This window comes from Mycetocola spongiae (assembly GCF_020424085.1).
Classification (GTDB): domain Bacteria; phylum Actinomycetota; class Actinomycetes; order Actinomycetales; family Microbacteriaceae; genus Mycetocola; species Mycetocola spongiae.
Map to the genome: position 1 here is coordinate 327,914 of NZ_CP080203.1, position 23,958 is coordinate 351,871.

Here is a 23,958-nt window from a genome sequence, read left to right on the forward strand (position 1 = left end):
CCCCGCATGAGTGAATTTTTGGTGGCCGGTGTTGCCCTCCTCCTTGTGGCCTTTGCGGGTCTCATGGCGGCGGGTGATGCCGCGATCACCGTGAAGAGCCGCAGCGATATCCTGGAGCTCTCGGAGACCTCGCGTTTTGCGCGCTCCCTGCGCGCCATCTCCGCCGATCCCGGCACCCACCTGAACGCGATTAACTTCATCAGGATTCTGGCGGAGTCCACCGCCGCGGTGCTGATTACCCTCGCGATCTCCTCGCGCCTGGATAATTTCTGGCTCGCCCTGCTGATCTCGGCGTTTATCATGACCGTCGTCTCGTTTATCCTCGTGGGGGCCAGCCCGCGCAGCGTGGGCCGGGTGCATGCCGCGCAGGTGCTGCGCCTGACCGCGCCGCTGCTGCATGCCGTGCGCTGGCTGCTGGGGCCGCTCGCGGATGCGCTGGTTCACCTGGGCAACCGGGTGACCCCGGGCGTGGCCCGCGATGTCACGTTTAATAACGAGGAGCAGCTGCTCTCGATGGTGGACGAGGCCACGGAATACGATGTGCTCGAGGAGGATGACCGCGAGCTCATCCACTCGATCTTTGAATTTAACGACACGCTCGCGCGCGAGGTCATGGTGCCGCGCACCGATATGATCACGATCGACGCGGATTCCTCCGCGGGGCAGGCGATGGGTCTATTCCTGAGCACCGGCGTCTCGCGTATCCCCGTGATCGACGGCTCGGCCGATCAGGTGGTGGGCATCCTCTACCTGCGCGATGTGGCCCGCCTTGCCTATGAGGGCTCCGAGCTGGCCCGCGCCGCCGAGGTGCGCACGCTTGTGCGCCCGGCCTCGTTTGTGCCCGATTCGGTCAAGGCCGATGCGCTGCTGCGCCGGATGCAGCTGGAATCCAATCACCTCGCGATGGTGGTGGACGAATATGGCGGCATCGCCGGGTTGGTGACCCTCGAGGATCTCCTCGAGGAGCTGGTGGGCGATATCTCCGATGAATACGATTCCGATACCGTGGAGGTCGAGGAGCTGGGGGAGGGCCGCTATCGGGTGAACGCCCGGCTGCCCATCGATGAGCTCGGGGAGCTCTACGATCTGGAACTTGAGGACGAGGACGTGGACACCGTGGGTGGCCTGCTCTCGAAGGCGCTGGGCAGGCTGCCCGTGGCCGGCTCGGTGGCAAAGGTGGACGGTCTCACCCTGCGTGCCGAGCGCACCGAGGGCCGCCGCAAGCGTGTTTCCACCATTATTGTGTCCCCGGATACCGGGGCCCAGGACATTTTAACGCCGCAGGACGCGGCAGGAGAGGACCAGTCATGACCAATCAGGAGGAGCCCACGCCCCGCAAGCCGCGCGGCGGCGCCAAGGCCCCGGAGTTCCGCTCCGGCTTTGTGTCCTTTGTGGGACGCCCCAACGTGGGTAAGTCCACGCTGACCAATGCCCTGGTGGGGCAGAAGGTTGCGATCACCAGCGCCAAGCCGCAGACCACGCGTAAGGCGATCCGCGGAATTGTGCACCACAGCACCGGCCAGCTGGTGGTGGTGGATACCCCCGGTATCCACCGTCCGCGCACCCTGCTGGGCGAGCGCCTGAACGACCTGGTGCAGAATACCCTGAGCGATGTGGACGTGATCGGGTTTTGCATGCCCGCCAACGAGAAGCTGGGCCCCGGTGACCGCTTCATCAACGAGCAGCTTGATCTCTACCCGCGGGCCAAGAAGGTCGCGATTGTCACCAAGATCGATACCGTGAATAACACCACCATCGCTAAGCAGCTGATGGCGGTGCAGGGCCTGCGCGAATGGGATGCGATCATTCCCGTCTCGGCCGTGACCGATGAGCAGCTGGATATCCTCTCCGCCGAGCTGATTAAGCTCATGCCGGTGGCCGAGGCCATGTATCCGGAGGAGGCCATCACCGATGAAACCGATGAGGAGCGCATCTCCGAGTTCATCCGCGAGGCAGCCCTCGAGGGAGTTCACGATGAGCTGCCGCACTCGCTCGCCGTGACCATCGACGAGATGGTTGAGCGCGAGGATAAAAACCTGCTGGAGATCTACGCCAACCTCTTTGTGGAGCGCGATAGCCAGAAGGGCATCATCATCGGCCACCGCGGGGAGCGCCTGCGCGAGGTGGGCGAGACCGCCCGCGCGCAGATCGAGGACCTACTGGGTCGCCGCGTATTCCTCTCGCTCCGGGTGAAGGTCGCCAAGGAATGGCAGCGCGACCCGAACCAGCTGGGACGCCTCGGCTTCTAGCCCGGAGGAATGCCCGCGGCCGGGGTGAGATACATCGGAAGAGTGATCTTTCCCCGGATGCGGGCCGGATAATACGGGTTTGGCCCCGGGGAGCGCTAGCGTGAGAGATATGTTCCGACCCCTGACCCGCGTGCAGCTTGTCAGCGACCTGATTATCGCTGTGGCCTTTGGCGCGCTCATGGTACCCATCAACTATCACGATGGGCTCCCGGGGATGCTGGTGCTGCTCGCGATGGCGGCCGCGCTTGCGCTGCGCCGGCTCTCGCCCGGGCTCTCGCTGATCATCGCCTGGCTGGGAATCGCGGTGCAACTGGGCAGCAGCATGCCCGCGATCCTCGCCAATGCCGCGATCCTCGGGGTGCTCTATTCCTCGGGGGCCTATGGCGAAAAACGTTCCAAGTGGATGGGCCTGGTCTCGGCGATCATCGGCGGGCTGCTCGCCGGATACTATACGGCCTTCCATCTCACCCGCACGATGAACGGCCCGCTCACGGTCGAGAGCCTGCCCTCCACGATGGTGCTGGGCACGGTGGCCGCGGTGGCCGCGGTATTTGTTCTCACGCTGTCCTGGACCGTGGGCCTGCTGATCCGCACCGGGCGCGAGGCGCGCGCCGAGGGACATCAGCGCTATCTGGCCGAGCGGGAGCAGTTTGCCGCGCAGCAGGCCATGTTTGCGCTGGAGGAGCGCAACCGCATCGCCCGCGATATGCACGATGTGGTTGCCCATTCGCTCGCGGTGATCATCGCGCAATCCGATGGCTCGCGCTATGTGCACCGGGATAATCCGCAGGCCCTGGACGGCACGCTGCGCACGGTCTCGGATACCGCCCGCGAGGCGCTGACCGATGTGCGCCTGCTGCTCTCGGAGCTGCGCCATAGCCAGGGGGACGGCCCGCAGCCGGTGCTCAGCGACCTCGGCCACCTGATCGAGCAGATGCGCGCCACGGGCCTGGATATCCACTTCACCGAGACCGGCTCGATGGTGCCCCTGCCCACCGGGCAACAGATCGCCCTCTATCGCATCGTGCAGGAATCGCTGACCAATGCGCTGCGCCACGGCGACCGCTCGCGCCCCGTGATGCTGCATTTTTTCTGGCGCCCCGACTCCCTCACCGTGCAGATCGATAACACCACGCTTCCGGTGGCCCCCGGCGCGGCCCCGCGCTCGCCCGGGCACGGCCTGCCGGGCATGCAGGAGCGTGCAGCGCTAGCCGGCGGAAGCATAACCTTTGACCGACCGCGGCCGCTCTCGGGAGGTTCGGGCGCACAACATTTTGTGGTCACCGTGCATATGCCGGTGGGCGGCACGGGTGCGATTGCGCTCGGCCGGCCCTAAACTCAACTCACCCGGTGGTAGCGTGACATCGGGACCCCTATCCAAAGGAACAACACAGCATGAGCGTAATTCGCGTGGGACTTGTGGACGACCAGGCGCTGTTTCGGGCCGGCATTAAGATGCTGATTGATTCCCAGGACGACCTGGAATTTGTGGGGGAGGCGGCCAATGGCCGCGAGGGTCTGGAACTCGTGCGCGAGCGCACCCCCGATGTGGTGCTGATGGACGTGCGCATGCCCGTGATGGACGGCATCGCCGCCACCGCCGCCATCCTGGAGGAGGCCGATCGCCTCGGCACCCCGCCCCCGAAGATCGTGGTGCTCACCACGTTTGACCTGGACGAGGGCGCGGCCCGGGCCCTCCGGATCGGGGCCAGCGGATTTTTGCTGAAGGATACCCAGCCGGAGTTTTTGCTCGCCGCGATCCGCACGGTTTATGCCGGCAGCGCGGTGATTGCCCCGGGTGCCGTGCACGACCTGTTCAGCTCCGTGTCCTCGCGCCCCGCGGCGCGTCCCGTGCCGGAGAGCTTCCGCAGCCTGACTGGGCGCGAGGAGGAAATCTTCAGGCTCGCGGCCGCGGGCCTGAGCAATACCGAGATTGCGGGCCACGAATTCCTGAGCGAGGCCACCGTGAAAACCCATATCAGCCGGGTGCTCTCCAAGCTCTCGCTGCGCGACCGCGTGCAACTCGTGGTTTTTGCCTATGAGCACGGCCTGAACGCGAGCGAAAACGATGGCGCGCCGCGCGCCTGAGCCGCGCGGATGATCACAACCGGGTGGGGGATACCTCGCCCGGATGACGCGGGATAGCCCGCGGTGGCGATGACGGGCCCACCGCCGCGGCCATAGCGTCGGAGGCATGACCACTTCTTCCCCCACGCCGGCCCTCGCGGCCCGCGTTATTCATGTTCAGAAGCATTTTGGCAGCGGCAGCGGGGCGGTGAGCGCCCTCAGCGATATATCGCTGGGGATCCGGCGCGGCGAGTTCACCGCGATCATGGGCCCCTCGGGCTCGGGCAAGTCCACGCTGATGCACATCATGGCCGGGCTGGACACCCCCTCCTCGGGCGAGGTCTGGCTCGGCGATACCGAGATCAGCGGGCTAGACGACCGGGAGCTGACCCGCCTGCGCCGCACCCGCATCGGCTTCGTTTTTCAATCCTTTAACCTGGTGCCCACCCTGACCGCGGCGCAGAATATTGAGCTTCCGTTTGAGCTCGGCGGCACCCCCGTGGACGCGGAGCGCCGCGAGTTCATCGACGGTCTCTGCGCCGCGCTGGGGCTCCAGGACAGGCTGGGGCATCGCCCGAGCCAGCTCTCGGGCGGGCAACAGCAGCGGGTCGCCATCGTGCGTGCCCTCGCCACCCGGCCCGATCTGATCTTCGCGGATGAGCCAACGGGTGCGCTGGATAGCCGCACGGGTCGCGAGGTGCTGGGGCTGCTCGCGGATGCCTGTGCCCGCTATGGCCAGTCGATAGCGATGGTCACCCACGATCCGATTGCCGCGAGCTTTGCCGATCGGATCCTGGTTCTCCAGGACGGCGTGATCCGGCGCGATGTGGGGCGGCAGACGCCCGAGCAGATCTCGGCACTGATGCTGGGCCTCGAGGAGGCGGCGTGATGCCCGCGGCGCTGCGTGAGCGCGGTTCGGCGATCCTGGTCGCGGCGCTCGCGAGTGCGTTTGGTGTTGCGCTCTTGCAGGGCACCTCGATCCTGAGCACGGTGATCGACGGCGAGAGTGTGGGCCAGTCTCCCACCACGCGGATTATGGTGGGGCTGGTCGCGGTGGTCTTTTTTGCGATCGCCGTTTATGTCTCGGCGGTGGTGACCAGCAATACCGTGAGCACCGTGGTGGCCGGGCGGATCCGGGAGCTGGCGCTCTATCGGCTGATCGGCGCGGATGGTGCGAGCCTGCGCGCGGGGATCGCCCGTGATGGCCTGCTGGCCGGCACCATCGGTGCGGTGCTGGGTGGGCTGGCCGCCGTGGGGCTGGTCTTTGCGGGGGTTGCCGGGGCCGTGGCCGCCGGGGCGCTCCCGGACCACCACTATGTGCTGCTGGAGCCGCTCCTGATTCTCCCGGTGATCGTGACCATCCTGATGGGCTGGGCCGCGAGCTGGGCGGGTTCGCGGCGGGTGCTGGCCGTCACCCCGATCCAGGCGCTCGGCGTGGACAGCGCCGACGCGGGGGAGCGCGGGGCCGGCCCGGCACGCACCACATGGGGATGGGTGCTCCTGGCGGTGGGCGTGCTGCTGCTTGCCGCGGGGGTGGCCGCGGGTGCGGTATCGGGGGCCGCCGTGCTGATCGGTGTGCTCGGGGGGATCCTGTCCTTCAGCGGCATCGTGGCGCTGTCCCCGAGCCTGATGCCGGCGCTGCTCCGGCTCACCGGCGGGCTACTGGGCTCGGGCCCCGCGGGGCGAATCGCCGCGGCCAATGCCGTGCGCTATCCGGCGCGCAGCGCCCGCAGCATGATTGGGCTGGTGATCGGGATCACGCTGATCTCGATGTTCTCCGTGGCGAGCCAGACCCTGGTGGCCGCGGTGGGCGTGCTGGGGGAGGCAAACCCGGGGGTCGCCCCGGCCCTGGACGAGGCGGTCACGATTGTCATGACGATATTTGGGGTTCTTTTTGGTTTTTCCGCCTTGATCGCAGCGGTCGGGCTGATTAATAATCTCTCGCTCAGCGTGATCCAGCGCCGTCGCGAGCTGGGCCTGCTGCGTGCGCTGGGCTTCGGGCGGGGGCAGTTGCGTCGGATGATACTGGCCGAGGCCACCCAGATGTCGCTCGTGGCGGTGCTTTTTGGGGTGCTGCTGGGCACTGCCTATGGCTGGGCCGGGGCCCAATCGCTGCTCGGCGGGACGATCCCGGGCTTTTGGATCGCGCCGGTCTTTCCCCTGCCGATGCTGCTGGGCATTCTCCTGCTTGCGCTTCTGCTCGCGGCGGGAGCCTCGCTCGCGCCGAGCCGCGCGGCCACGCGGCTCTCGCCGGTGCGGGCACTCGCGGTGGATTAGACCCCCGGCGCTTCCGCTGCGGGGCGTGTCTTCGGGGCCGCGGCCGCGCCCGAAGTCGGCCCCACCGGGGAGGCCCCGAGCGCTACCGAGGTGCCGGTCTGAGGTGATCACACGGCGCACGCCGCGGCCGCGGACCGGCCGGCCCGCGCGGCCCCGCCCGCCGAGGCCGGAGGGCCGGGGCCGCGCGGGCATATTCGGGCTATTTGAGCCAGCCCACCGTGGTCCAATCGGGCCCAAAATTACCCGCAAAGGCCCCATAATTGGCGATTCCGGGGCGGATGGCCACCACCCGCGGGGTCTGCGCGATCGGCAGCGAGTGGCCCTCCTCCCAGACGAGCCTATCGGCCTGATTGGTGAGGTCGGCGAGTTTTTTGGGGTCCAGCTCGGCATTGGCCTGGGTGAGCAGGTCGGTGATCTTCTCGGTACTGATCTTTCCGTAGTTCTGGGTTTTGTCACCGGCCTGGTAGATGCTCACGCTATCGGCCAGGAACCCCGTGCTGGCCCAGGAAAAAATGGTCAGGTCGAAATTTCCGGGAGTAACGTTATCGCGGAAAAACGCCTCGGAGGGCACCGTGACGATCTCCACCTTCACCTGGACCGCCGCGAGCTGAGCCTGTACCAGCTCGGCGAGCTGCTGCGAGGTGGGGGTGGCCGCGGGGATCACCAGGCGTGGCGCGAGCGTCACGCCGTCCTTCACGCGCGCGTCACCCGAGACCTTCCAGCCCGCGTGATCCAGCGCCTCCGCCGCCCGCTGCGGATCGGGCTCGCCCGCGGGCGCATTATCGGTATAGCCGCGATCGGTATTCAAATAGAAGTGATTATTCAGCGGCTCGACGCGATACGGGAGGCTGGAATAAATCGAGGCGGCCAGCGCCCGGCGATCGATCGCCGCCTGCAGGGCGCGGCGGGTATCGGTATCGGCCAGGAGCCCTCCGGACCCAAACGTGATGTGGCTAAAGGCGCTCCCGGAGGCCACCCGGATCTCGCTGGACGGGGCATCCTTCACCCGCCCAAAGCGCGTGCCGGAGGAGGTGAGCACCACGTCGAGCTCGTTATTCAAATAGGCGTCGATATCGGCATTTCCCTCCAGGGAGCGCAAGACCACCGAATCGAGCACGGGTTTTTCGCCCCACCAGCCGGGATCGGGCACGAGCGTCACGGTCTGGGCGGTTTGGCTAATATTCTCGATTGAGAGGCGGAAGGGGCCCGCGCTCACCGGAATTTTTTCGAGCCAGCCGGTATTAAAATCGGCGCTGCTGGAGTAATACTGCGCGGGGTAGAGCACCACAAAGAGCTTTTTCCAATCGGCAAAGGGTGTGGAAAACGTGACCACCACCTCGCGGTCATCGGCCCCCGCGGTCACGCTTGAGATCGAGCTATAGCCGGTGATATTCCCGGAGAGATAGGCGGGATCGGCCCCGCTATTGCCGCGCCATACGGCCTCAAAATCGCGCCACGTGATCGGTGTGCCATCGCTCCAGGCCGCCCGCTCGTTAATGCGATAGGTGACCCGCTGGGTATCGCCGGTCTCGAGCCGCGCATCGGTGACATAGTTGCGGTCCAGCTCGGGTTCATTGCGCTCATTAAACCGAAATACCTGGGGGAACGTGGCGCCGAGGATGCTGGAGGTGACCGCGAGGGTGCCGTCAACCTGATAAAAATTCCACTGCTGGGGGATCTGCGGGATGGCCGCGCGCAGGGTGCCGCCGGGTTGTAGATCCTCCACCGGATGCGGATTAATCTGGCTCGCACCCGCCTCCACCTCGTCCTTGGACTCCGGGGCCGCGCCGCCCGCGCATGCGGAGAGTGCGAGGCCCGCGAGGGCGAGAATAATTATTAATCGGTTCCGTGTGCTGCCGTTCATGATTCCTCCCGTGCCGTAATGGCGCGACGGGCGGGGCGTATCGTCCCCGCCCGTCGCGCAGAGCCTTGCCCACATCCTGGCAACCACCCCCATTGGGGGCAAGTGGTTTTTGGGGTGCAGATCCCGAAGAGACGGCCGGGGGAGTGGCATAAACGGGTGGGGAGGGCGCGTGCTTCCCCGTGATTGCGCGGCGCGTGGCGAGCGACGATGTGTCATAGAGACACGCGATTTGGGCGGTCATAATTCGTCATTAGGTGCCGGGTATGGCCGACTGGCGCCGCAACGCACGCGGCCCCGCCTCCCGGAGGGGAGACGGGGCCGCGGGTGATACCGGTGGGGCTACTTTAGCCAGCCCACCGTGGTCCAGTCGGTGGCATAATTGCCGGCGAAGGAACCGTAGTTGGCGATCTCGGGGCGGATGGCCGTCACGAGCGGGGCCTGGGCGATGGGCAGCGAGTGGCCCTCCTCCCAGACGAGCTTATCGGCCTCATTGGTGAGGTCGGCGAGCTTCTTGGGGTCCAGCTCGGCGTTTGCCTGGTTGAGCAGATCGGTGATCTTCTCGGTGCTGATCTTTCCGTAGTTCTGCGTGTTCTCACCGGTCTGGTAGATGCTCACGCTATCGGCCAGGAAGCCGGTGCTGGACCAGACAAAGATGGTCATATCGAAGTTGCCGGGAATGATGTTATCGCGGAAGAAGGTCTCGGAGGGGACCGAGACGATCTCCACCTTGGCCTGCACGGCGGCGAGCTGAGCCTGTACCAGCTCGGCGAGCTGCTGCGACACGGGGGTCGCGGCGGGGATAACGATGCGCGGGGCAAGCTTCACGCCGTCCTTCACGCGCACGTCTCCCTCGACCTTCCAGCCGGCCTTATCCAGCGCGGCCGCGGCGGCCTCGGGGTTATAGTCCACGACGCCCTTTGCGTTGTCCTCATAGGCCTCGTCGGTATTCACATACATGTGGTTATTCAGCAGCTTCACGTCATAGGGAATGCCGTTGAAGAGCGTATCGGCCAGGGCCTGGCGGTTGATGGCCTGCTGCACACCGAGGCGGGTATCGGCATCGGCGAGTACCGAACCGGAACCAAACGTGATGTGGGTATAGCGGCTACTCGGGGAGACCCGGATATCGTTTTTCGGGGCATCCTTCACGCGGGCAAAACGCGTGGTGCTGGAGGCCAGCACGGCGTCGAGCTCATCGTTGAGGTAGGCATCGATATCGGCGTTGCCGCTCAGCGCGCGGAAGACCACGGAGTCCAGCAGCGGCTTCTCACCCCACCACGTGGGGTTCGGGGTCAGCGTGACGGTCTGGGCGGTCTTATTGATGCTGTCGGTGGTGAGCTGGAAGGGGCCGGCGGTTGCGGGCACCTTCTCCAGCCATCCCTCGTTATAGTCCGCGGCCGTGGCGTAGAACTGCGCGGGGTAGAGGAACGTGAACAGCTTCTTCCAGTCGGCAAACGGGGTCGAGAACGTGACGATGACGTCCTGATCGGTCTCGCCCTTCTCCACGCTGGCTACGTCCTGGTAGCCGGTCGGGTCGCCCATGAGGAACTCCTCATTGCTGCCGTTATTGGCCTTCCAGACGCCCTCGAAGTCCTTCCAGGTGATGGGGGTTCCATCGCTCCAGACGGCCTTTTCGTTGATCTTATAGGTGACCTTCTGGTCGCCCTCGGTGCTCAGCTCGGCCGAGGTCACATAGTCCTCGTTGATCACGGGCTCGTTCTCCGCGTTGATGCGGAAGGCACCCGGCATCACGGCGCGCAGGATCGTTGCGGTGTCCAGGAGGGAACCATCGGTCTGATAGTAGTTCCACTGCTCGGGCAGCTGGCTCAGGGCCAGGCGGAGCGAGCCGCCCTGCTTGAGGTCCGAGACGGGGTGCGGGTTGATCTGGCTCGCGCCGACCTTAACTTCTTCCTTGGGGCCGCTGCTTCCGCCATCGCTCGGGCTACCCGAGCAGGCGGAGAGTGCCAGGGTCAGTGCCGCGACGGCGGCAATGGATCCGGTCCACGATTTCACTCTCATTGGAGTTCTCCTCATTCACGATGCGGACGGGCCCCCCGCTAAAAAACGATATCCCCGCCGCGTCACTTCGTTGTGTGATTGCATAATCCGCGCGGCCAAACCGGTGCGACTATGTTGGACAGCCTCACACGGAGATGAGGCCTCGTCAAGGATTCTAAGCGCCCGATAGGGGCCGCATTTGTCCACGCGCCCGGCAGGAATTTTGGCCGTATTTTTTTTGACGCCATACGATGATGGCCTACTCCCGCGAGATCACGCGGTATTCAGTACATAAAATTACAACCCTAATGTATTCAAAATAACGATTTTTTACATCGTCATAATTTGACATCGTTATTGTCGTGTTACCGTAAAAACGAACCTCGGTGTGGCGCGCGTTCTGGTAGGGCAGGCGGCGGCGCATCGTTCCAAAAATTACGGCGAGAGTGTGTCGGCGACGGGTCAATGAAGCCCGTATTTGGCCATCTCGCGGACGGGCAAATGGAATCGTTTTGATCAGATTTCTTGGCAAAAGACTCGTATATTACGTGCTTTTGATCTTCATCAGCACCTCGGCGGCCTATCTCCTGGCCTCCGCCTCGATGAATCCGCGCAGCGCCTTTGAGGGGCGCAACCCGCGGCCGCCGCAGGGCACCATCGAGGCCACACTCACCTCGCTTGGCGTGAACGATAACGAGCCGCTGCTGTCTCGCTATGTGACGTGGCTCGGCAAGGTCCTCACCGGCGATTTTGGCCAGACCATTACAAACCTCTCGGTGAACGCGCAGTTCGCGGAGCGGATCGGCTCGAGCCTGCGCCTGCTGATCATCGGCTCCGTGCTGGGCGCGGTATTTGGCGTGCTGATCGGCGTCTGGAACGCACTGCGCCAGTACAAGCCCTCCGACCGCATCATCTCGGCGCTGTCCTTTTTGATCATGTCGATTCCGGTGTTTATCCTCGCGGTCCTGCTGAAGATGGGGGCCACGTGGCTGAACCAGACGGTGGGTGTGCAGCTCATCAACTTCACGGGCGCGTCCACGCCGGGGATCACGGGCGGCTTTTGGCCCGAACTCTGGGACGCGCTCAACCATATGCTGCTGCCCACCATCGCGATTGTGCTCGGCGGTGTGGCCTCCTATAGCCGCTATCAGCGGGCCACGATGCTGGATACCCTTAACGCCGATTATCTGCGCACCGCGCGCGCCAAGGGCCTCACCCGCGGCAAGGCCACCTATAAGCACGCCCTGCGGATGGCCATCATCCCGATGACCACGCTGTTTTCCTACGGCATGATCGGTGTGGTCACCGGGGCCACCATGACGGAACAGATCTACGGCTGGAACGGCCTCGGAAAATGGTTCATCGACTCGGTGAACTCCCAGGACATCAACTCGGTCACGGCCTTCTGTGCCTTTGCCGCCGTGGTGGTTCTCATTTCCGGATTCCTCGCCGACCTATTACACGCGGCCCTCGATCCGCGGGTACGGAGCTAAGGCAGCATCATGACGATTCCCGTACAGAAGCAACTGGCCGCCGAAACGGCCCAGGACTCCTCCGAGCACAACGTCTCCGCCTCGCGCGGAGCCCTCGTGGTGCGACGCCTGTTCTCCAACCGCGGCACCATCGTGGGGCTCGTGATCATCGCGCTGCTCTTTGTCTATGCGTTCCTCGGGCCGGTGCTGAGCCCGGTGAAATATACCGATATCGACTATATGGCGCTCAGTCAGCCGCCGAGCTGGCAGCATCTTTTTGGCACAAATAATATCGGCCAAGACATGTTTGTGCGCACGGCCGTGGGCCTGCAAAAATCCCTCATCATCGGTATCCTCGTGGCGCTGGTTTCGGCCGTGCTGGCCGGGTTCCTCGGCGCCGCCGCCGGCTATTTTGGGGGCTGGGTCGAGCGCATCATTATGTTCCTGATCGACCTGCTGCTGACCCTGCCGTCCTTCCTGTTTATCGCGATCATGTCGCCGCGCCTGCGCGAGTTCGGCTGGCTCATGCTTGTGGTCATGATCGCCGCATTTGGCTGGATGATCACGGCGCGCGTGGTGCGCTCGATGACCCTCTCGCTGCGCGAACAGGAATATGTGCGCGCCGCCCGCTATATGGGCATCGGCCACTTCACGATCATTCGCCGGCATATTGTGCCGCAGGTGATGTCGTTTATCATCATCGATGCCACGATCACCGCGGGTGCCGCCGTGATGACCGAGACCGGCCTGAGCTATTTTGGCTTTGGTGTGCAGCCCCCGGACGTCTCGATCGGAAACCTGATCGCCGCGGGCCAGGACGGCGCGTTCCAGTCCGCCTGGCTCTGGGGCTTTGCGCTCCTCGCCCTGATCATCTTTGTGCTCGCCGCCAACCTCGTTGGCGACGGCCTGCGTGATGCCTTTGACCCGACCTCCTCGGCGGGCAAGCGCAAGCCCCGCGTCTCGCGCCGCGAGAAGAAGCTGGCCCGGACCACGGAAACCTCAACGCCCACCGATCCCGGTGAGCAGCAGAAAGGCGGTGCGTCCGCATGACTAACGACGCCCTAATGCAGCGCGAGTCGGCCCCCACCGAGACCGCCCCGCTCCTCGAGGTCAGCGACCTCAACGTTCGATTCCCCACCCCCAATGGCATCATGCACGCGGTGCGCGGCGTGAGCTTCACGCTGCGCCGCGGCGAGGTATTTGGCATCGTGGGGGAGTCCGGGTCCGGAAAATCCGTGACCTCGATGGCCGCGATGGGCCTGCTGCCCACCACAAGCATGATCACCGGGTCGATTAAGATCGACGGCACCGAGGTTCTGGGCGCGAGCGATCGCACCATGAGCAAGATCCGCGGGGCGAAGATCGCGATGGTCTTCCAGGACCCGCTGTCGGCGTTTACGCCGGTATATAAGATCGGCGAGCAGATCGCCGAGGCGGTATTGGCCCACCGCAAGGTCAGCAAATCCGAGGCCTGGGCGCGCGCCGTGGAACTGCTCTCGATCGTGGGGATCCCCGATCCCGAGCGCCGCGCCAATTCCTTCCCGCACGAGTTCTCGGGCGGAATGCGTCAGCGCGCGATGATCGCCATGGCCATCGCAAATGATCCCGATATCATCATGGCCGATGAGCCCACCACCGCGCTGGATGTCACGATTCAGGCGCAGATCCTCGACGTGCTGCGCACCGCGCAGCGCGAGACCGGCGCCGCGCTGGTTTTTGTCAGCCATGACCTCGGCGTGATCGCCGGCTTTGCCGACCGCGTGGCCGTGATGTATGCGGGCCGTATCGTGGAGACCGGCACCGTGGACGAGATTTTCGCCCGCCCGCGGATGCCCTATACCCTCGGCCTGATCGGCGCGGTTCCGCGCATCGACCGCGAACGTAATGCGCCGCTGGTGCCGATTCCCGGCACGCCCCCGGCCATGCTGAACTTCGCGGGTGGCTGCCCGTTTGCCGATCGCTGCCCGCTGGTGCAGGATGCCTGCCGCACCCAGGAGCCGCCGCTGGCCGAGATCCCGGTGGCCCCGGGGGAGGCCGCCCACCGGGTGGCCTGCCGCCGCGTGGACGAGGTGATCGAGATGGATGCCGCGCCCGAGGATATCTTCCCGCTTCCGGTCATTCCCGAGGCCGCGATCGAGAGCGCCGACCGCGATACCCTGCCCACCGTCCTGGACGTGCGGGGAATGGTCAAGACCTTCCCGCTCACCCGCGGTGCACTCTATAAGCGCCGCGTGGGCAGCGTATATGCGGTGGACGGCGTGGATCTTGATATCCGTGCCGGGGAAACCCTGGGGCTCGTGGGAGAGTCGGGCTCGGGAAAGAGCACGGCGCTGCATCAGATCCTCGATCTGGTGGCCCCGGAGGAGGGCAGCATCTCGATCCTCGGCCGCTCCCTGGACACGGTGTCCCGCGACCGCAAGGATCTGCGGGCCCTGCGCCAGGAAATCTCGATGGTCTTCCAGGACCCGATGGCCAGCCTCGATCCGCGCATGCCGATCCACGATATCCTCGCCGAGCCGCTCGCGGCGCACGGCTGGACGCGGGACCGCATCAACGCGCGGGTGCCCGAGCTGCTGGGCCTGGTGGGTCTGAAATCCAGCGATGCCTCCCGCTATCCGCACGAGTTCTCGGGCGGGCAGCGCCAGCGTATCTCGATCGCGCGATCGCTCGCGGTGGATCCCAAAATGATCGTGCTGGACGAGCCCGTCTCCGCCCTGGACGTGTCGATCCAGGCGGGGGTACTAAACCTCCTCGCGGATCTCAAGGCGCGCCTGGGCCTGGCCTATCTTTTTGTCTCGCATGACCTCTCGGTGGTGCGCTATATCGCCGATCGTGTCTCGGTGATGTATCTGGGGCGCACGATGGAGACCGGCCCCGTGGCCGATGTTTTTGAGAACCCCCTGCACCCCTATACGCAGGCCCTGCTGGCCGCTGTGCCGATCCCCGATCCGGTGCGCGAGCGCCAGCGCGAACGCATCCTGCTGCAGGGAGACCCGCCCAATCCCACCCAGAAGCAGGTGGGGTGCCGCTTCCGCACCCGCTGTGCCGTTTTTGCGGCGCTGCCCGAGAAGGACCGCGCGCGCTGCGAGAGCGAGGTTCCGGTGGCCTCCAACCACGGGCGTCCCGTGCTGGACCACACCGTGGCGTGCCATTTCCCGCGCGAGCGGAGCGTGATCTAGGCCCGCCCGGGCAACACTCCCGACCCGCCTGCCGCCCGCTGATAGTGGGTGGCAGGCGGGTCTTTTCTATCTGGGCGGGAAAAACCGGCCCCGCCCCGCATAAGGCACCGGGTTTCCCCGGATCGGCGTGGGTAGCCGCCGCGACGGGCGCACCCGCCTCGACCCGCGGGATTATCGTGCGCCGGTATGGCCGCGGAAAAGCCCCCCGCGTGGATACCGGGCGCGGTCACGGGGAACGCGGCACGGAGTTTTGGTGCTACGCTAAATCTGTGTTCTTAGCTGCGCTGCTCCTTAGCTGCCGCGACGAGGCTTAGTTTCAAGCCCCTCTCGTCGCGGAGTTCGTCGTTGGCTTTTCACGAACCGTGTCACAGGAGATATTTCGCATGAAGAACAACCAGAAGCCCTCGTCCATGCCGGTACATAAATATGTGCCCTATAGCCGCCAGATCGCCGTGGACCTGCCGGATCGCACCTGGCCCGATCGCGAGATCACCACCGCACCCCGCTGGTGTGCCGTGGACCTGCGCGATGGCAATCAGGCGCTGATCGACCCGATGAGCCCCGAGCGCAAGCGCATCATGTTCGACCTGTTGGTCGAGATGGGTTATAAGGAGATCGAGGTGGGTTTCCCCTCGGCCAGCCAGACCGATTTTGATTTTGTCCGCAGCCTGATCGAGGAAAACGCCATCCCCGATGACGTCACCATCCAGGTATTGACCCAGGCCCGCGAGCACCTGATCGAGCGCACCTATGAGTCGATCCGCGGCGCCAAGCAGGCCATCGTGCACCTCTATAACTCCACGAGTGTGCTGCAGCGCGAGGTGGTATTCCGCGCCGATAAGGAAAAGATTAAGGCCCTCGCCGTGGAGGGCGCGCTGCTGTGTAAAAAATATGAGGCCACGGTCCCCGAGACCGATGTTTATTATGAGTACTCGCCCGAGAGCTATACCGGCACCGAGCTGGAATATGCCGCCGAGGTATGTAATGCGGTGCTTGAGGTATTTGTGCCCACCGCCGAGAAAAACGTGATCCTGAACCTGCCGTCCACGGTGGAGATGGCCACCCCCAATGTTTATGCCGACTCGATCGAGTGGATGGGTCGCCACCTGAACCACCGCGAAAACGTCATCATCTCGCTGCACCCGCATAACGACCGTGGCACGGCGATTGCGGCCGCGGAACTCGGCTATCTGGCCGGCGCCGACCGCATCGAGGGATGCCTGTTTGGAAACGGTGAGCGCACCGGAAATGTGGACCTCGTGGCACTGGGCATTAACATGTTCACCCAGGGCATCGACCCGCAGATCGACTTCTCCGATATCGACCGCGTGAAGCGCACCGCCGAGCACTGCAACCAGCTGCCCGTTCCCGAGCGCAGCCCGTGGGCCGGCGACCTCGTGTTCACCGCGTTCAGTGGCTCGCATCAGGACGCCATTAAGAAGGGCTTCGAGGCGATGGCCGCGCAGGCCAAGGCCGAGAATAAAAACGTGGACGACCTGGTCTGGGCCGTTCCCTATCTGCCCGTGGACCCCAAGGATCTCGGCCGCAGCTATGAGGCCGTGATTCGCGTGAACTCGCAGTCGGGTAAGGGCGGCGTGGCCTATCTGCTGAAGGCGGATCACTCGCTGGATCTGCCGCGCAAGCTGCAGATCGAGTTCTCGGGTGTGGTGCAAAACGTCACCGATACCGAGGGTGGCGAGCTCACGAGCGAAAATATCTGGAATATCTTCCGCGATGAGTATCTGCCCGTGGACGATGCCGAGTCCAAGTGGGGACGCTTCGAGATTTGTGGCACCACCACCGCGAGCCGCGATGGCGGCACCGAGCTGAGTGTGGTCCTGCGTGATGGCGAGACCACGGCCACGTATACGGGCCGGGGCAACGGCCCGATCGCCGCGTTTATCTCGGTGATGGCCGCGCAGGGGATCGACGTGGAGGTCTACGATTATGTGGAGCACGCGATGAGCGCGGGTGGCGATGCCGCCGCCGCGTCCTATCTGGAGCTGCGCGTGGGAGACCAGCGCCTGTGGGGTATCGGAATCGATGCCGATAGCTCCACGTCCTCGCTTAAGGCGATTATCTCGGGTGTGAACCGCGCCCTGAGGGTCACCGCGGGCGAGCGCGAGCTCAGCAACGCCTAGGTTCACCGCTTTATTCACCCATCGGGGTGGGGCCCCACGGGGCCCACACCCCGATGGCGTTAACGGGAAATTATTTATCGAGACCCGCGCGGGACCCCCGCAGCGTGACACAATCACGGCTAATATTGGGCGGTCCCGCGCCAACCGGCGCCCCGTATCGCACACCCGCCGTGAAAGGCCCCTTATGAGCTATCCTCCCGCACCTCCCGCCCCCTCCAATCCCTATGCCTCCGGTTTTGCGGCGCCCCGCGGCGCGAGCGACCCCGCCGATATCTCCCTGCCGCTCTACGGGGCCAAATTTGGTCAGGCCGTGAGCCGCTATTTCCGGCAGTATGTGAACTTCACAGGTCGCGCCTCGCGCAGCGAATACTGGTGGGTTGCGCTGTTCCGCTTTTTCCTGTTCCTGATTCCCACGATCCTGCTGAGCGTGGGCGTGGGCATCGGTGCGGCCTGGGCCGTGGCCAACCCCACCGAGACCCTGATCGGATATGACCAGGGAACGGGGGAGGAGGTTTATGCACAGACCGGCGCGGGAATCCTGAACTACGCCCCCGCCGCCGCGCTGATCCTGATCGGCGGAATCCTCTTTATTGTGATCGGGCTGGGCCTGATCCTGCCGGATCTTGCCCTGATCTGGCGCCGCCTGCACGATATCAACCTGCCCGGTGCCTTTGCGCTGCTGAAGCTGGTGCCCTCGGTGGGCGAGCTGATCGTCTTTATCTTTGCCCTGATGCCCTCGCGACCCGAGGGTCAGCGCTTCGACGTTTAATCGTCGCGCAGGCGACGACGCGGCACCCAGCGGCGGGGACCTCCACGGTCCCCGCCGTTTATTATTCCCGACTGTCGGCGCCGCCAGCGCGGCCAGGAGCTGAGCGCGCGCTGCTCGGGCAGGCTCCAGCCATAGCGCACCGAGAGGAGCCGCACCACGGTGGTGAGGATCACGCAGCCGATGGCGGCGGTGACCACGGGCACCTCCAGGCGCACCGCGGTGGCCATCGCGATCGTTCCCGCCGCGGCGGCAGCCGCATAGAGCGAGCCCACATGCATCAGCGCGACCGGGAGATTCAGCATAATATCGCGCACCACCGAGCCGCCCACCGCGGCCACCACGCCGATAAAAATCGCGGGAACCTCGGGCAGCCCCACCGAGAGGGCCTTGGCGGTTCCGATTGCGGCAAATAGCCCAATCGTGAGCGCATCCAGCGCGATGATCAGCGGGTTTAGCCGGTCGAAGAGCCGCAAGAGAAGCATGCCCATCAGCGCGGCCCCGATCGCCGTGATCAGATACCAGTTATTTTGCATGGAGGCGGGAACCTGGTTGATCAAGATATCGCGCGCAAGACCGCCGCCGAGGCCAATCACCAGGCCGATGATCGCCACCCCCAGCAGATCCAGGCGGTTCTCGCGGAAACGCGAGGCAAACATTGCGCCCTGAATCGCGCCGACGGCGACGGCGGTGAGATCAAGCCATAGGGGAATCGTAAACAGAGGAGCCACGAGTCCATCTAACACGCCACCGATGCGCCACACCAGCACATCCTGGCGGATAATGGATGTGTGCCGCTATATCGAGATGAAGCCGTGGTCCTCCGCACCCATAAACTGGGTGAGGCCGACCGCATCGTCACGATGCTCACGCGTCGCAACGGCAAGATCCGCGCCGTGGCCAAGGGCGTGCGCCGCACCGGATCAAAATTTGGTGCCCGGCTGGAACCGTTTATGGTGGCCGACGTGCAGCTCTATGAGGGGCGCACCCTGGACACCATAAACCAGGTCGAATCGCTCGGGGCCTATGGCTCCGATATCGCCAGCGATTATGGCCGCTATACCGCCGCCAATGCGATGGTCGAGACCGCCGACCGGCTCACCGAATCCGAGTCCTCGCTGCAACAGTATCTGCTGCTGGTGGGGGCCCTGCGCTCGCTCTCGCGCGGCGAACACGAGCCCTCGCTCACCCTGGACTCCTATCTGCTGCGCGCCCTGTCCATCGCCGGCTGGGCCCCGAGTTTTTATGATTGCGCGCGCTGCGGGGCCCCGGGCCCGCACGGACGCATCGTGGTGCAGGTGGGCGGGGCCGTATGCCCCGATTGTGCACCTCCCGGCGCCCCCTCGCTGCAACCCGATACCATCGAGCTGCTGATCGCGCTGCTGGCGGGCCGCTGGGATATGGCCGAGAGCGCCACGGGCCTGGCCCGGGATCGCGCAAGCGCCGTGGTGGCCGCCTATACCCAGTGGCATCTTGAGCGCGGCCTGCGCTCGCTCGCCCACCTGGATAAGCGCAAACCGTTTACCCCCCGAATCGAAGGAAACCCACCCGCATGAGCCCCAAGCCCCTGACCCATCGCGATGCCGTGGCCTATCGTCCCCTGGACTGGACCGGAATCTACCCCCCGGCCTTCCCCCGGGCGGGAGTACCCGAGCATGTTGCGATTGTCATGGATGGCAACGGCCGCTGGGCCAACCGGCAGGGCCTGCCGCGCGTGGAGGGACATAAGGCGGGCGAGAGCGCCCTGCTGGACGTGGTGGCCGGGGCCATTCAGGCCGGCGTAAAACACCTCTCGGTTTACGCCTTCTCCACCGAAAACTGGCGGCGTTCCCCCGATGAGGTGCGCTTCCTGATGGGGTTTAACCGGGACGTGCTGCACCGCCGCCGCGATCAGCTGAACGAGTGGGGCGTACGCGTGCGCTGGGCCGGACGCACCCCAAAGCTCTGGGGCTCGGTGATTAAAGAGCTGCGCTTTGCCGAGGAACTGACCCGGGATAACTCGGTACTCACCCTCACCATGTGTGTGAATTATGGTGGACGCACCGAGATCGCCGATGCCGTGCGGGAGATCGCCGAGAAGGTGCGCGAGGGCAAGATCAAGCCCTCCGCGATCTCCGAAAAGACCATCGCCAAGCATCTATATCTGCCGGATATGCCGGATGTGGATCTTTTTGTGCGCAGCTCGGGGGAGCAGCGCACCAGCAATTTCCTGCTCTGGCAGAGCGCCTATGCGGAGATGGTTTTCCTGGATACGCTGTGGCCCGATTTTGGTCGCACCCAGCTCTGGGAGGCCATCGGCATCTATATCGGCCGCGACCGTCGCTTCGGCGGGGCCGTGGATACCCCCGGCGCGAGCTAGCCGCGCTCGGGGCGCGCCGCTACGGGGTGATCGGGCCGATCGCGAGCATGAGGCTCAGCGCGAGGATGATCACCAGCGAGAAGCGGAACATGCGGTGGGCCCAGGCGTCGTCATCGGTGGCGCGCAGGCCCACGATGCCGATCCAGATCCAGTACAGGCCCAGCGCACCCATCACCACGGTATAAACGATGCCCACGTCGCCAAAGATCGGCAGCAGGAGCGTGCTGATGACAAAGAGGATCGTATAGATCAGGATCTGGGTCTTGGTGTTCTTAATGCCGTTGACCACCGAGATCACGGGAATACCGGCGCGTGCATACTCATCGCGACGATAGATCGCGATCGAATAAAACTCGGGCATCTGCCACAGGAAGAGCATCAGGAAAACCAGGATCGCCGAGGCGTCAAACGCACCCGTGACCCCCACATAACCCGCAAGAACCGGGGCGGCCCCGGAGATGCTTCCCACGAGCGTGCCGTGGATGGAGAGCCGCTTGGAGAGCATCCCATAAAACACCACGTAGACAAGGAAGCCACCAAGGCCCACATACACCACAAGCGGATTGGTCCAGGCGATCAGGATGCCCATGCCGATCACAAAGAGCAGGATCGAGAAGATCACGGCATTACGCACGCCGATGCCGCCGGTGACCGTGACCCGCTTTTTGGTGCGCTCCATCTTGGTATCGATATCGCGGTCGAGCACGTTATTCAGCACGCAGGCCGAGGCGATCACCAGCGTGGTACCGAGGATCAGCGCAATAAAGAGGAACCAGTCGAAGTTTCCGCGGGCCGCGAGCCAAAAACCCGCGGCGGCCGTGAGTACGTTGCCATAGAGCACACCGGGCTTGGTCAGCGAGTAATAGCGCGTGAAGCGGTCACGCAGCGAGGTCCCCTCGGCGCGGGACGCGAGAGCCCCGTCGGTTCCATCGGAACCGGGATGAAAGGCCGGGGTGGGTCCGTGCGAGGTCATACGAGAAAAGCTCCGATCGGCGCGTTAAGCAAGCTCCAGTATATCGGCGCGCGGCGGTGCTCAGGACCCCGCGGGTATTGCCCCGGGTGCCCCCGCGGGAGCGCGCGGGGGCCCGTCGCGGCGGCCCGGGCGATTCCCCCGGTGGGTATTGCCCGGGAAACCCACGCCGCCGTGTTCGACCGGAGCCGGTTTCTCTGGGAGAATTGAGTCGATGTCCACTACAGTTACCGCACCCGCCGCGCCGCTTCAGATCGGCAACCTCACGCTCGACGTGCCCGTGGTTTTGGCCCCCATGGCCGGAATCACCAATACCGCCTTCCGCCGCCTGTGCCGCGAATACGGTGCCGGACTCTATGTCAGCGAGATGATCACGGCCCGCGCCCTCGTGGAGCGCACCACCGAAACCATGCGGCTGATCACGCATCACCCCTCCGAGAAGACCCGCAGCATCCAGCTCTATGGCGTGGATGCCCCCACCGTGTATCGCGCGGTAAAGATGCTCGCCGAGGAAAACCTCGCCGATCATGTGGACCTCAACTTCGGCTGCCCCGTGCCCAAGGTCACCCGCAAGGGTGGCGGCTCGGCCCTGCCGTGGAAGCTGGACCTCTTCCAGGACATCGTGGAATCCGCGGTGCGCGCGGCGGGCGATCTGCCGCTCACAGTGAAGATGCGCAAGGGAATCGACGCCGATCACCTCACCTATCTGGAGGCGGGCCGCATCGCCGAGGGAGCCGGCGCCTCCGCGATTGCCCTGCACGGGCGCACCGCGAGCGAGTTTTATTCGGGTCAGGCCGACTGGTCCGCGATTGCCACGCTGAAAGAAACGGTCACCACGGTTCCCGTGCTGGGCAACGGCGATATCTGGAGCGGCGAGGACGCCCTGCGGATGATGAGCGAGACCGGCTGCGATGGCGTGGTGGTGGGCCGCGGCTGCCTCGGCCGGCCGTGGCTCTTTGGCGACCTGGCCGCCGCGTTCTCCGGGAGCGATGAGCGGCACCGCCCGCGCCTGGCCCAGGTGGCCACGGCGTTCCGCCGGCATGCCGAGCTACTGGCCGAGTTTTTTGAGAGCGAGGAGCGCGGCTGCCGCGATATTCGCAAGCATGTCGCCTGGTACTTTAAGGGCTATCCGGTGGGTAGCGAGCTGCGCAGCGGCCTGGCCCTGGTCCAGAATCTGGAGCAGCTCGACGAGCTGCTCGCGAGCCTGGGGGATGCCGATTATCCCACCGATGGCATCGAGGGTCAGCGCGGCCGCGCGGGCACCCCGAAGCGGCCCGTGCTGCCCGAGAACTGGCTGAACTCGCGGGTACTCGAGGGTGACCAGCGCGAGCGCCTGACCGAGGGCGCCGGTGATACCAGTGGCGGATAGCGGCTATACCGAGGCCGATAATCAGCGCTGGCTTCCCGAGACCCACGCCTCACACCGCAGCAATTTTGCGCGCGATCGGGCGCGCCTGCTGCACTCCAGCGCGCTGCGCCGCCTGGCCGCCAAGACCCAGGTGCTCAGCCCCACCGCGGGAATGGACTTTGCCCGCAACCGGCTCACCCACTCCCTCGAGGTGGCGCAGGTGGGGCGCGAGCTTGGCCTGAGCCTGGGGCTGGACCCCGATGTGGTGGATACCGCCTGTCTCGCCCACGATCTGGGGCATCCGCCGTTTGGGCATAACGGTGAGCGGGCGCTGAATGATTGGGCCGAGCCCATCGGCGGCTTTGAGGGCAACGCGCAGACCCTACGCATCCTCACCCGCCTGGAGCCCAAGGTTTTTGGCGCGGACGGCGCGCCCTATGGTCTGAACCTCACCCGGGCGAGCCTCGACGCGAGCTGCAAATATCCCTGGCCCGCGGCGCAGGCCGTGGCCGATCCCGGGGGGCGCGCCAAATACGGATTTTTTGATGCCGATTCGGCCGCGTTTGAGTGGCTGCGCGCGCAGGCCCCCGAGCGCCGGCGCTGCATCGAGGCGCAGGTCATGGACCTCTCCGATGACATCGCCTATTCGGTGCACGATTTTGAGGATGCCATCGTGGGCGAATATATCGATCCCGCGCTGCTGGGGCATCGCGCGGGCCATGCCGGTGTGCTGGCCAAGGCACACGAGTGGGTGGGGGATGAGTTCACGATCGACGACCTGGGGGCCGCCTTTGATCGGCTCTCCGCCGTGCCCAGCTGGCTGGGGTCCTGGGATGGTTCGCGGCGCGATCTGGCCCGACTTAAAAACCTCACCAGCGATCTGATCGGCCGCTTCGCCGGGGCGGCCACCGCCGCCACGCGCGCCGCCTATCCGGCACATTCGCTGATCCGCTTTTCCGCCGACGTGATTGTGCCGCATGAGATTGCGTCCGAGATCGCGGTGCTCAAGGGCATTGTGGCGGCGTTTGTGATGAGCCGGGACAGCCGCCAGCCGCTCTACCGTAATCAGCGCGAAATCCTCACGGCCCTCGCCGCCACCGCCTATGAGGCGGGCCCGGCCGCGCTGGATGTGGGCTTCGCGGCCGATTGGAACGAGGCCGCGGATGATGCCGCGCGGCGCCGGGTGGTGGTGGACCAGATCGCGAGCCTGACCGATCAGGCGGCGATGACCCGCTTTGAAGCCCTGCGCTAGCGGCGGGTTGCGCGGC

At 65.1% G+C, this 23,958-nt stretch carries 19 protein-coding genes; 15 read left to right on the top strand and 4 right to left on the bottom strand.

Annotation, left to right across the window (positions count from 1 at the left end; genetic code table 11):
- The first annotated feature begins 6 nt into the window (after nucleotides 1–6).
- The 6 genes from KXZ72_RS01655 to KXZ72_RS01680 all read left to right on the top strand — a co-directional run bounded on the left by KXZ72_RS01655 (nucleotide 7) and on the right by KXZ72_RS01680 (nucleotide 6,593).
- Nucleotides 7–1,311, top strand: coding sequence for a hemolysin family protein (locus KXZ72_RS01655; RefSeq protein ID WP_226082012.1), 1,305 nt, complete (start codon nucleotides 7–9; stop codon nucleotides 1,309–1,311).
- The gene (gene era, locus KXZ72_RS01660; protein ID WP_226082013.1) at nucleotides 1,308–2,249 is read left to right on the top strand and encodes a GTPase Era; all 942 of its coding nucleotides are present in this window, start codon (nucleotides 1,308–1,310) and stop codon (nucleotides 2,247–2,249) included. Before KXZ72_RS01655 ends, era begins: the two co-directional genes overlap by 4 nt.
- A gap of 109 nt (nucleotides 2,250–2,358) precedes the next feature.
- Nucleotides 2,359–3,585: a sensor histidine kinase gene (locus tag KXZ72_RS01665; protein ID WP_226082014.1), complete on the top strand. Its 1,227-nt coding sequence runs from the start codon at nucleotides 2,359–2,361 to the stop codon at nucleotides 3,583–3,585.
- Nucleotides 3,586–3,644: 59 nt separating this feature from the next.
- Nucleotides 3,645–4,337: a response regulator gene (locus KXZ72_RS01670; protein ID WP_226082015.1), complete on the top strand. Its 693-nt coding sequence runs from the start codon at nucleotides 3,645–3,647 to the stop codon at nucleotides 4,335–4,337.
- Between the two features lie 106 nt (nucleotides 4,338–4,443).
- Entirely contained in the window at nucleotides 4,444–5,205 is a 762-nt protein-coding gene (locus KXZ72_RS01675) for an ABC transporter ATP-binding protein (protein WP_226082016.1), read from the top strand.
- A complete protein-coding gene (locus KXZ72_RS01680) occupies nucleotides 5,205–6,593 on the top strand; it encodes an ABC transporter permease (protein ID WP_226083391.1) in 1,389 nt (462 codons plus the stop codon). Before KXZ72_RS01675 ends, KXZ72_RS01680 begins: the two co-directional genes overlap by 1 nt.
- A gap of 199 nt (nucleotides 6,594–6,792) precedes the next feature.
- Here KXZ72_RS01680 and KXZ72_RS01685 read toward each other — a convergent pair whose 3' ends face one another.
- Nucleotides 6,793–8,457: an ABC transporter family substrate-binding protein gene (locus KXZ72_RS01685; protein WP_226082017.1), complete on the bottom strand. Its 1,665-nt coding sequence runs from the start codon at nucleotides 8,455–8,457 to the stop codon at nucleotides 6,793–6,795.
- Nucleotides 8,458–8,796: 339 nt separating this feature from the next.
- Nucleotides 8,797–10,476, bottom strand: a complete 1,680-nt coding sequence (locus KXZ72_RS01690; protein ID WP_226082018.1) for an ABC transporter family substrate-binding protein — start codon at nucleotides 10,474–10,476, stop codon at nucleotides 8,797–8,799.
- Between the two features lie 527 nt (nucleotides 10,477–11,003).
- Between KXZ72_RS01690 and KXZ72_RS01695 the strand changes: the two genes are divergently transcribed.
- From KXZ72_RS01695 to KXZ72_RS01715, 5 genes are all read left to right on the top strand, one after another.
- Complete coding sequence (locus KXZ72_RS01695; RefSeq protein ID WP_226082019.1) at nucleotides 11,004–11,948, top strand: ABC transporter permease; 945 nt, start codon at nucleotides 11,004–11,006, stop codon at nucleotides 11,946–11,948.
- A 9-nt stretch (nucleotides 11,949–11,957) separates the two neighbouring features.
- Nucleotides 11,958–12,977, top strand: coding sequence for an ABC transporter permease (locus KXZ72_RS01700; protein ID WP_226082020.1), 1,020 nt, complete (start codon nucleotides 11,958–11,960; stop codon nucleotides 12,975–12,977).
- Complete coding sequence (locus tag KXZ72_RS01705) at nucleotides 12,974–15,106, top strand: ABC transporter ATP-binding protein (protein ID WP_226082021.1); 2,133 nt, start codon at nucleotides 12,974–12,976, stop codon at nucleotides 15,104–15,106. Before KXZ72_RS01700 ends, KXZ72_RS01705 begins: the two co-directional genes overlap by 4 nt.
- A 383-nt stretch (nucleotides 15,107–15,489) precedes the next feature.
- Nucleotides 15,490–17,247, top strand: coding sequence for a 2-isopropylmalate synthase (gene leuA, locus KXZ72_RS01710; RefSeq protein WP_226082022.1), 1,758 nt, complete (start codon nucleotides 15,490–15,492; stop codon nucleotides 17,245–17,247).
- A gap of 184 nt (nucleotides 17,248–17,431) precedes the next feature.
- Nucleotides 17,432–18,016, top strand: coding sequence for a DUF805 domain-containing protein (locus tag KXZ72_RS01715; RefSeq protein WP_226082023.1), 585 nt, complete (start codon nucleotides 17,432–17,434; stop codon nucleotides 18,014–18,016).
- Here KXZ72_RS01715 and KXZ72_RS01720 read toward each other — a convergent pair.
- Nucleotides 18,013–18,744, bottom strand: a complete 732-nt coding sequence (locus KXZ72_RS01720) for a trimeric intracellular cation channel family protein (RefSeq protein WP_226082024.1) — start codon at nucleotides 18,742–18,744, stop codon at nucleotides 18,013–18,015. The two genes, KXZ72_RS01715 and KXZ72_RS01720, sit on opposite strands and share 4 nt — an antisense overlap.
- Before the next feature lie 60 nt (nucleotides 18,745–18,804).
- On the opposite strand from KXZ72_RS01720, the gene recO reads away from it, so the two are divergent.
- Together recO and KXZ72_RS01730 are read left to right on the top strand one after the other, a co-directional pair.
- Nucleotides 18,805–19,569, top strand: coding sequence for a DNA repair protein RecO (gene recO / locus KXZ72_RS01725; RefSeq protein ID WP_226082025.1), 765 nt, complete (start codon nucleotides 18,805–18,807; stop codon nucleotides 19,567–19,569).
- Nucleotides 19,566–20,372, top strand: a complete 807-nt coding sequence (locus KXZ72_RS01730; RefSeq protein WP_226082026.1) for an isoprenyl transferase — start codon at nucleotides 19,566–19,568, stop codon at nucleotides 20,370–20,372. The genes recO and KXZ72_RS01730 overlap by 4 nt, the downstream gene beginning before the upstream one ends.
- Nucleotides 20,373–20,391: 19 nt before the next feature.
- Here KXZ72_RS01730 and cyoE read toward each other — a convergent pair whose 3' ends face one another.
- Nucleotides 20,392–21,345: a heme o synthase gene (gene cyoE / locus KXZ72_RS01735; protein WP_226082027.1), complete on the bottom strand. Its 954-nt coding sequence runs from the start codon at nucleotides 21,343–21,345 to the stop codon at nucleotides 20,392–20,394.
- Between the two features lie 211 nt (nucleotides 21,346–21,556).
- Here cyoE and dusB point away from each other — a divergent pair, with 211 nt between their 5' ends.
- Both dusB and KXZ72_RS01745 read left to right on the top strand, forming a co-directional pair.
- Nucleotides 21,557–22,711 (top strand): tRNA dihydrouridine synthase DusB, encoded by a 1,155-nt coding sequence (gene dusB / locus KXZ72_RS01740; RefSeq protein ID WP_226082028.1) that lies wholly within the window; start codon nucleotides 21,557–21,559, stop codon nucleotides 22,709–22,711.
- Nucleotides 22,701–23,942 (top strand): deoxyguanosinetriphosphate triphosphohydrolase, encoded by a 1,242-nt coding sequence (locus tag KXZ72_RS01745; protein WP_226082029.1) that lies wholly within the window; start codon nucleotides 22,701–22,703, stop codon nucleotides 23,940–23,942. Before dusB ends, KXZ72_RS01745 begins: the two co-directional genes overlap by 11 nt.
- Nucleotides 23,943–23,958: the final 16 nt, after the last annotated feature.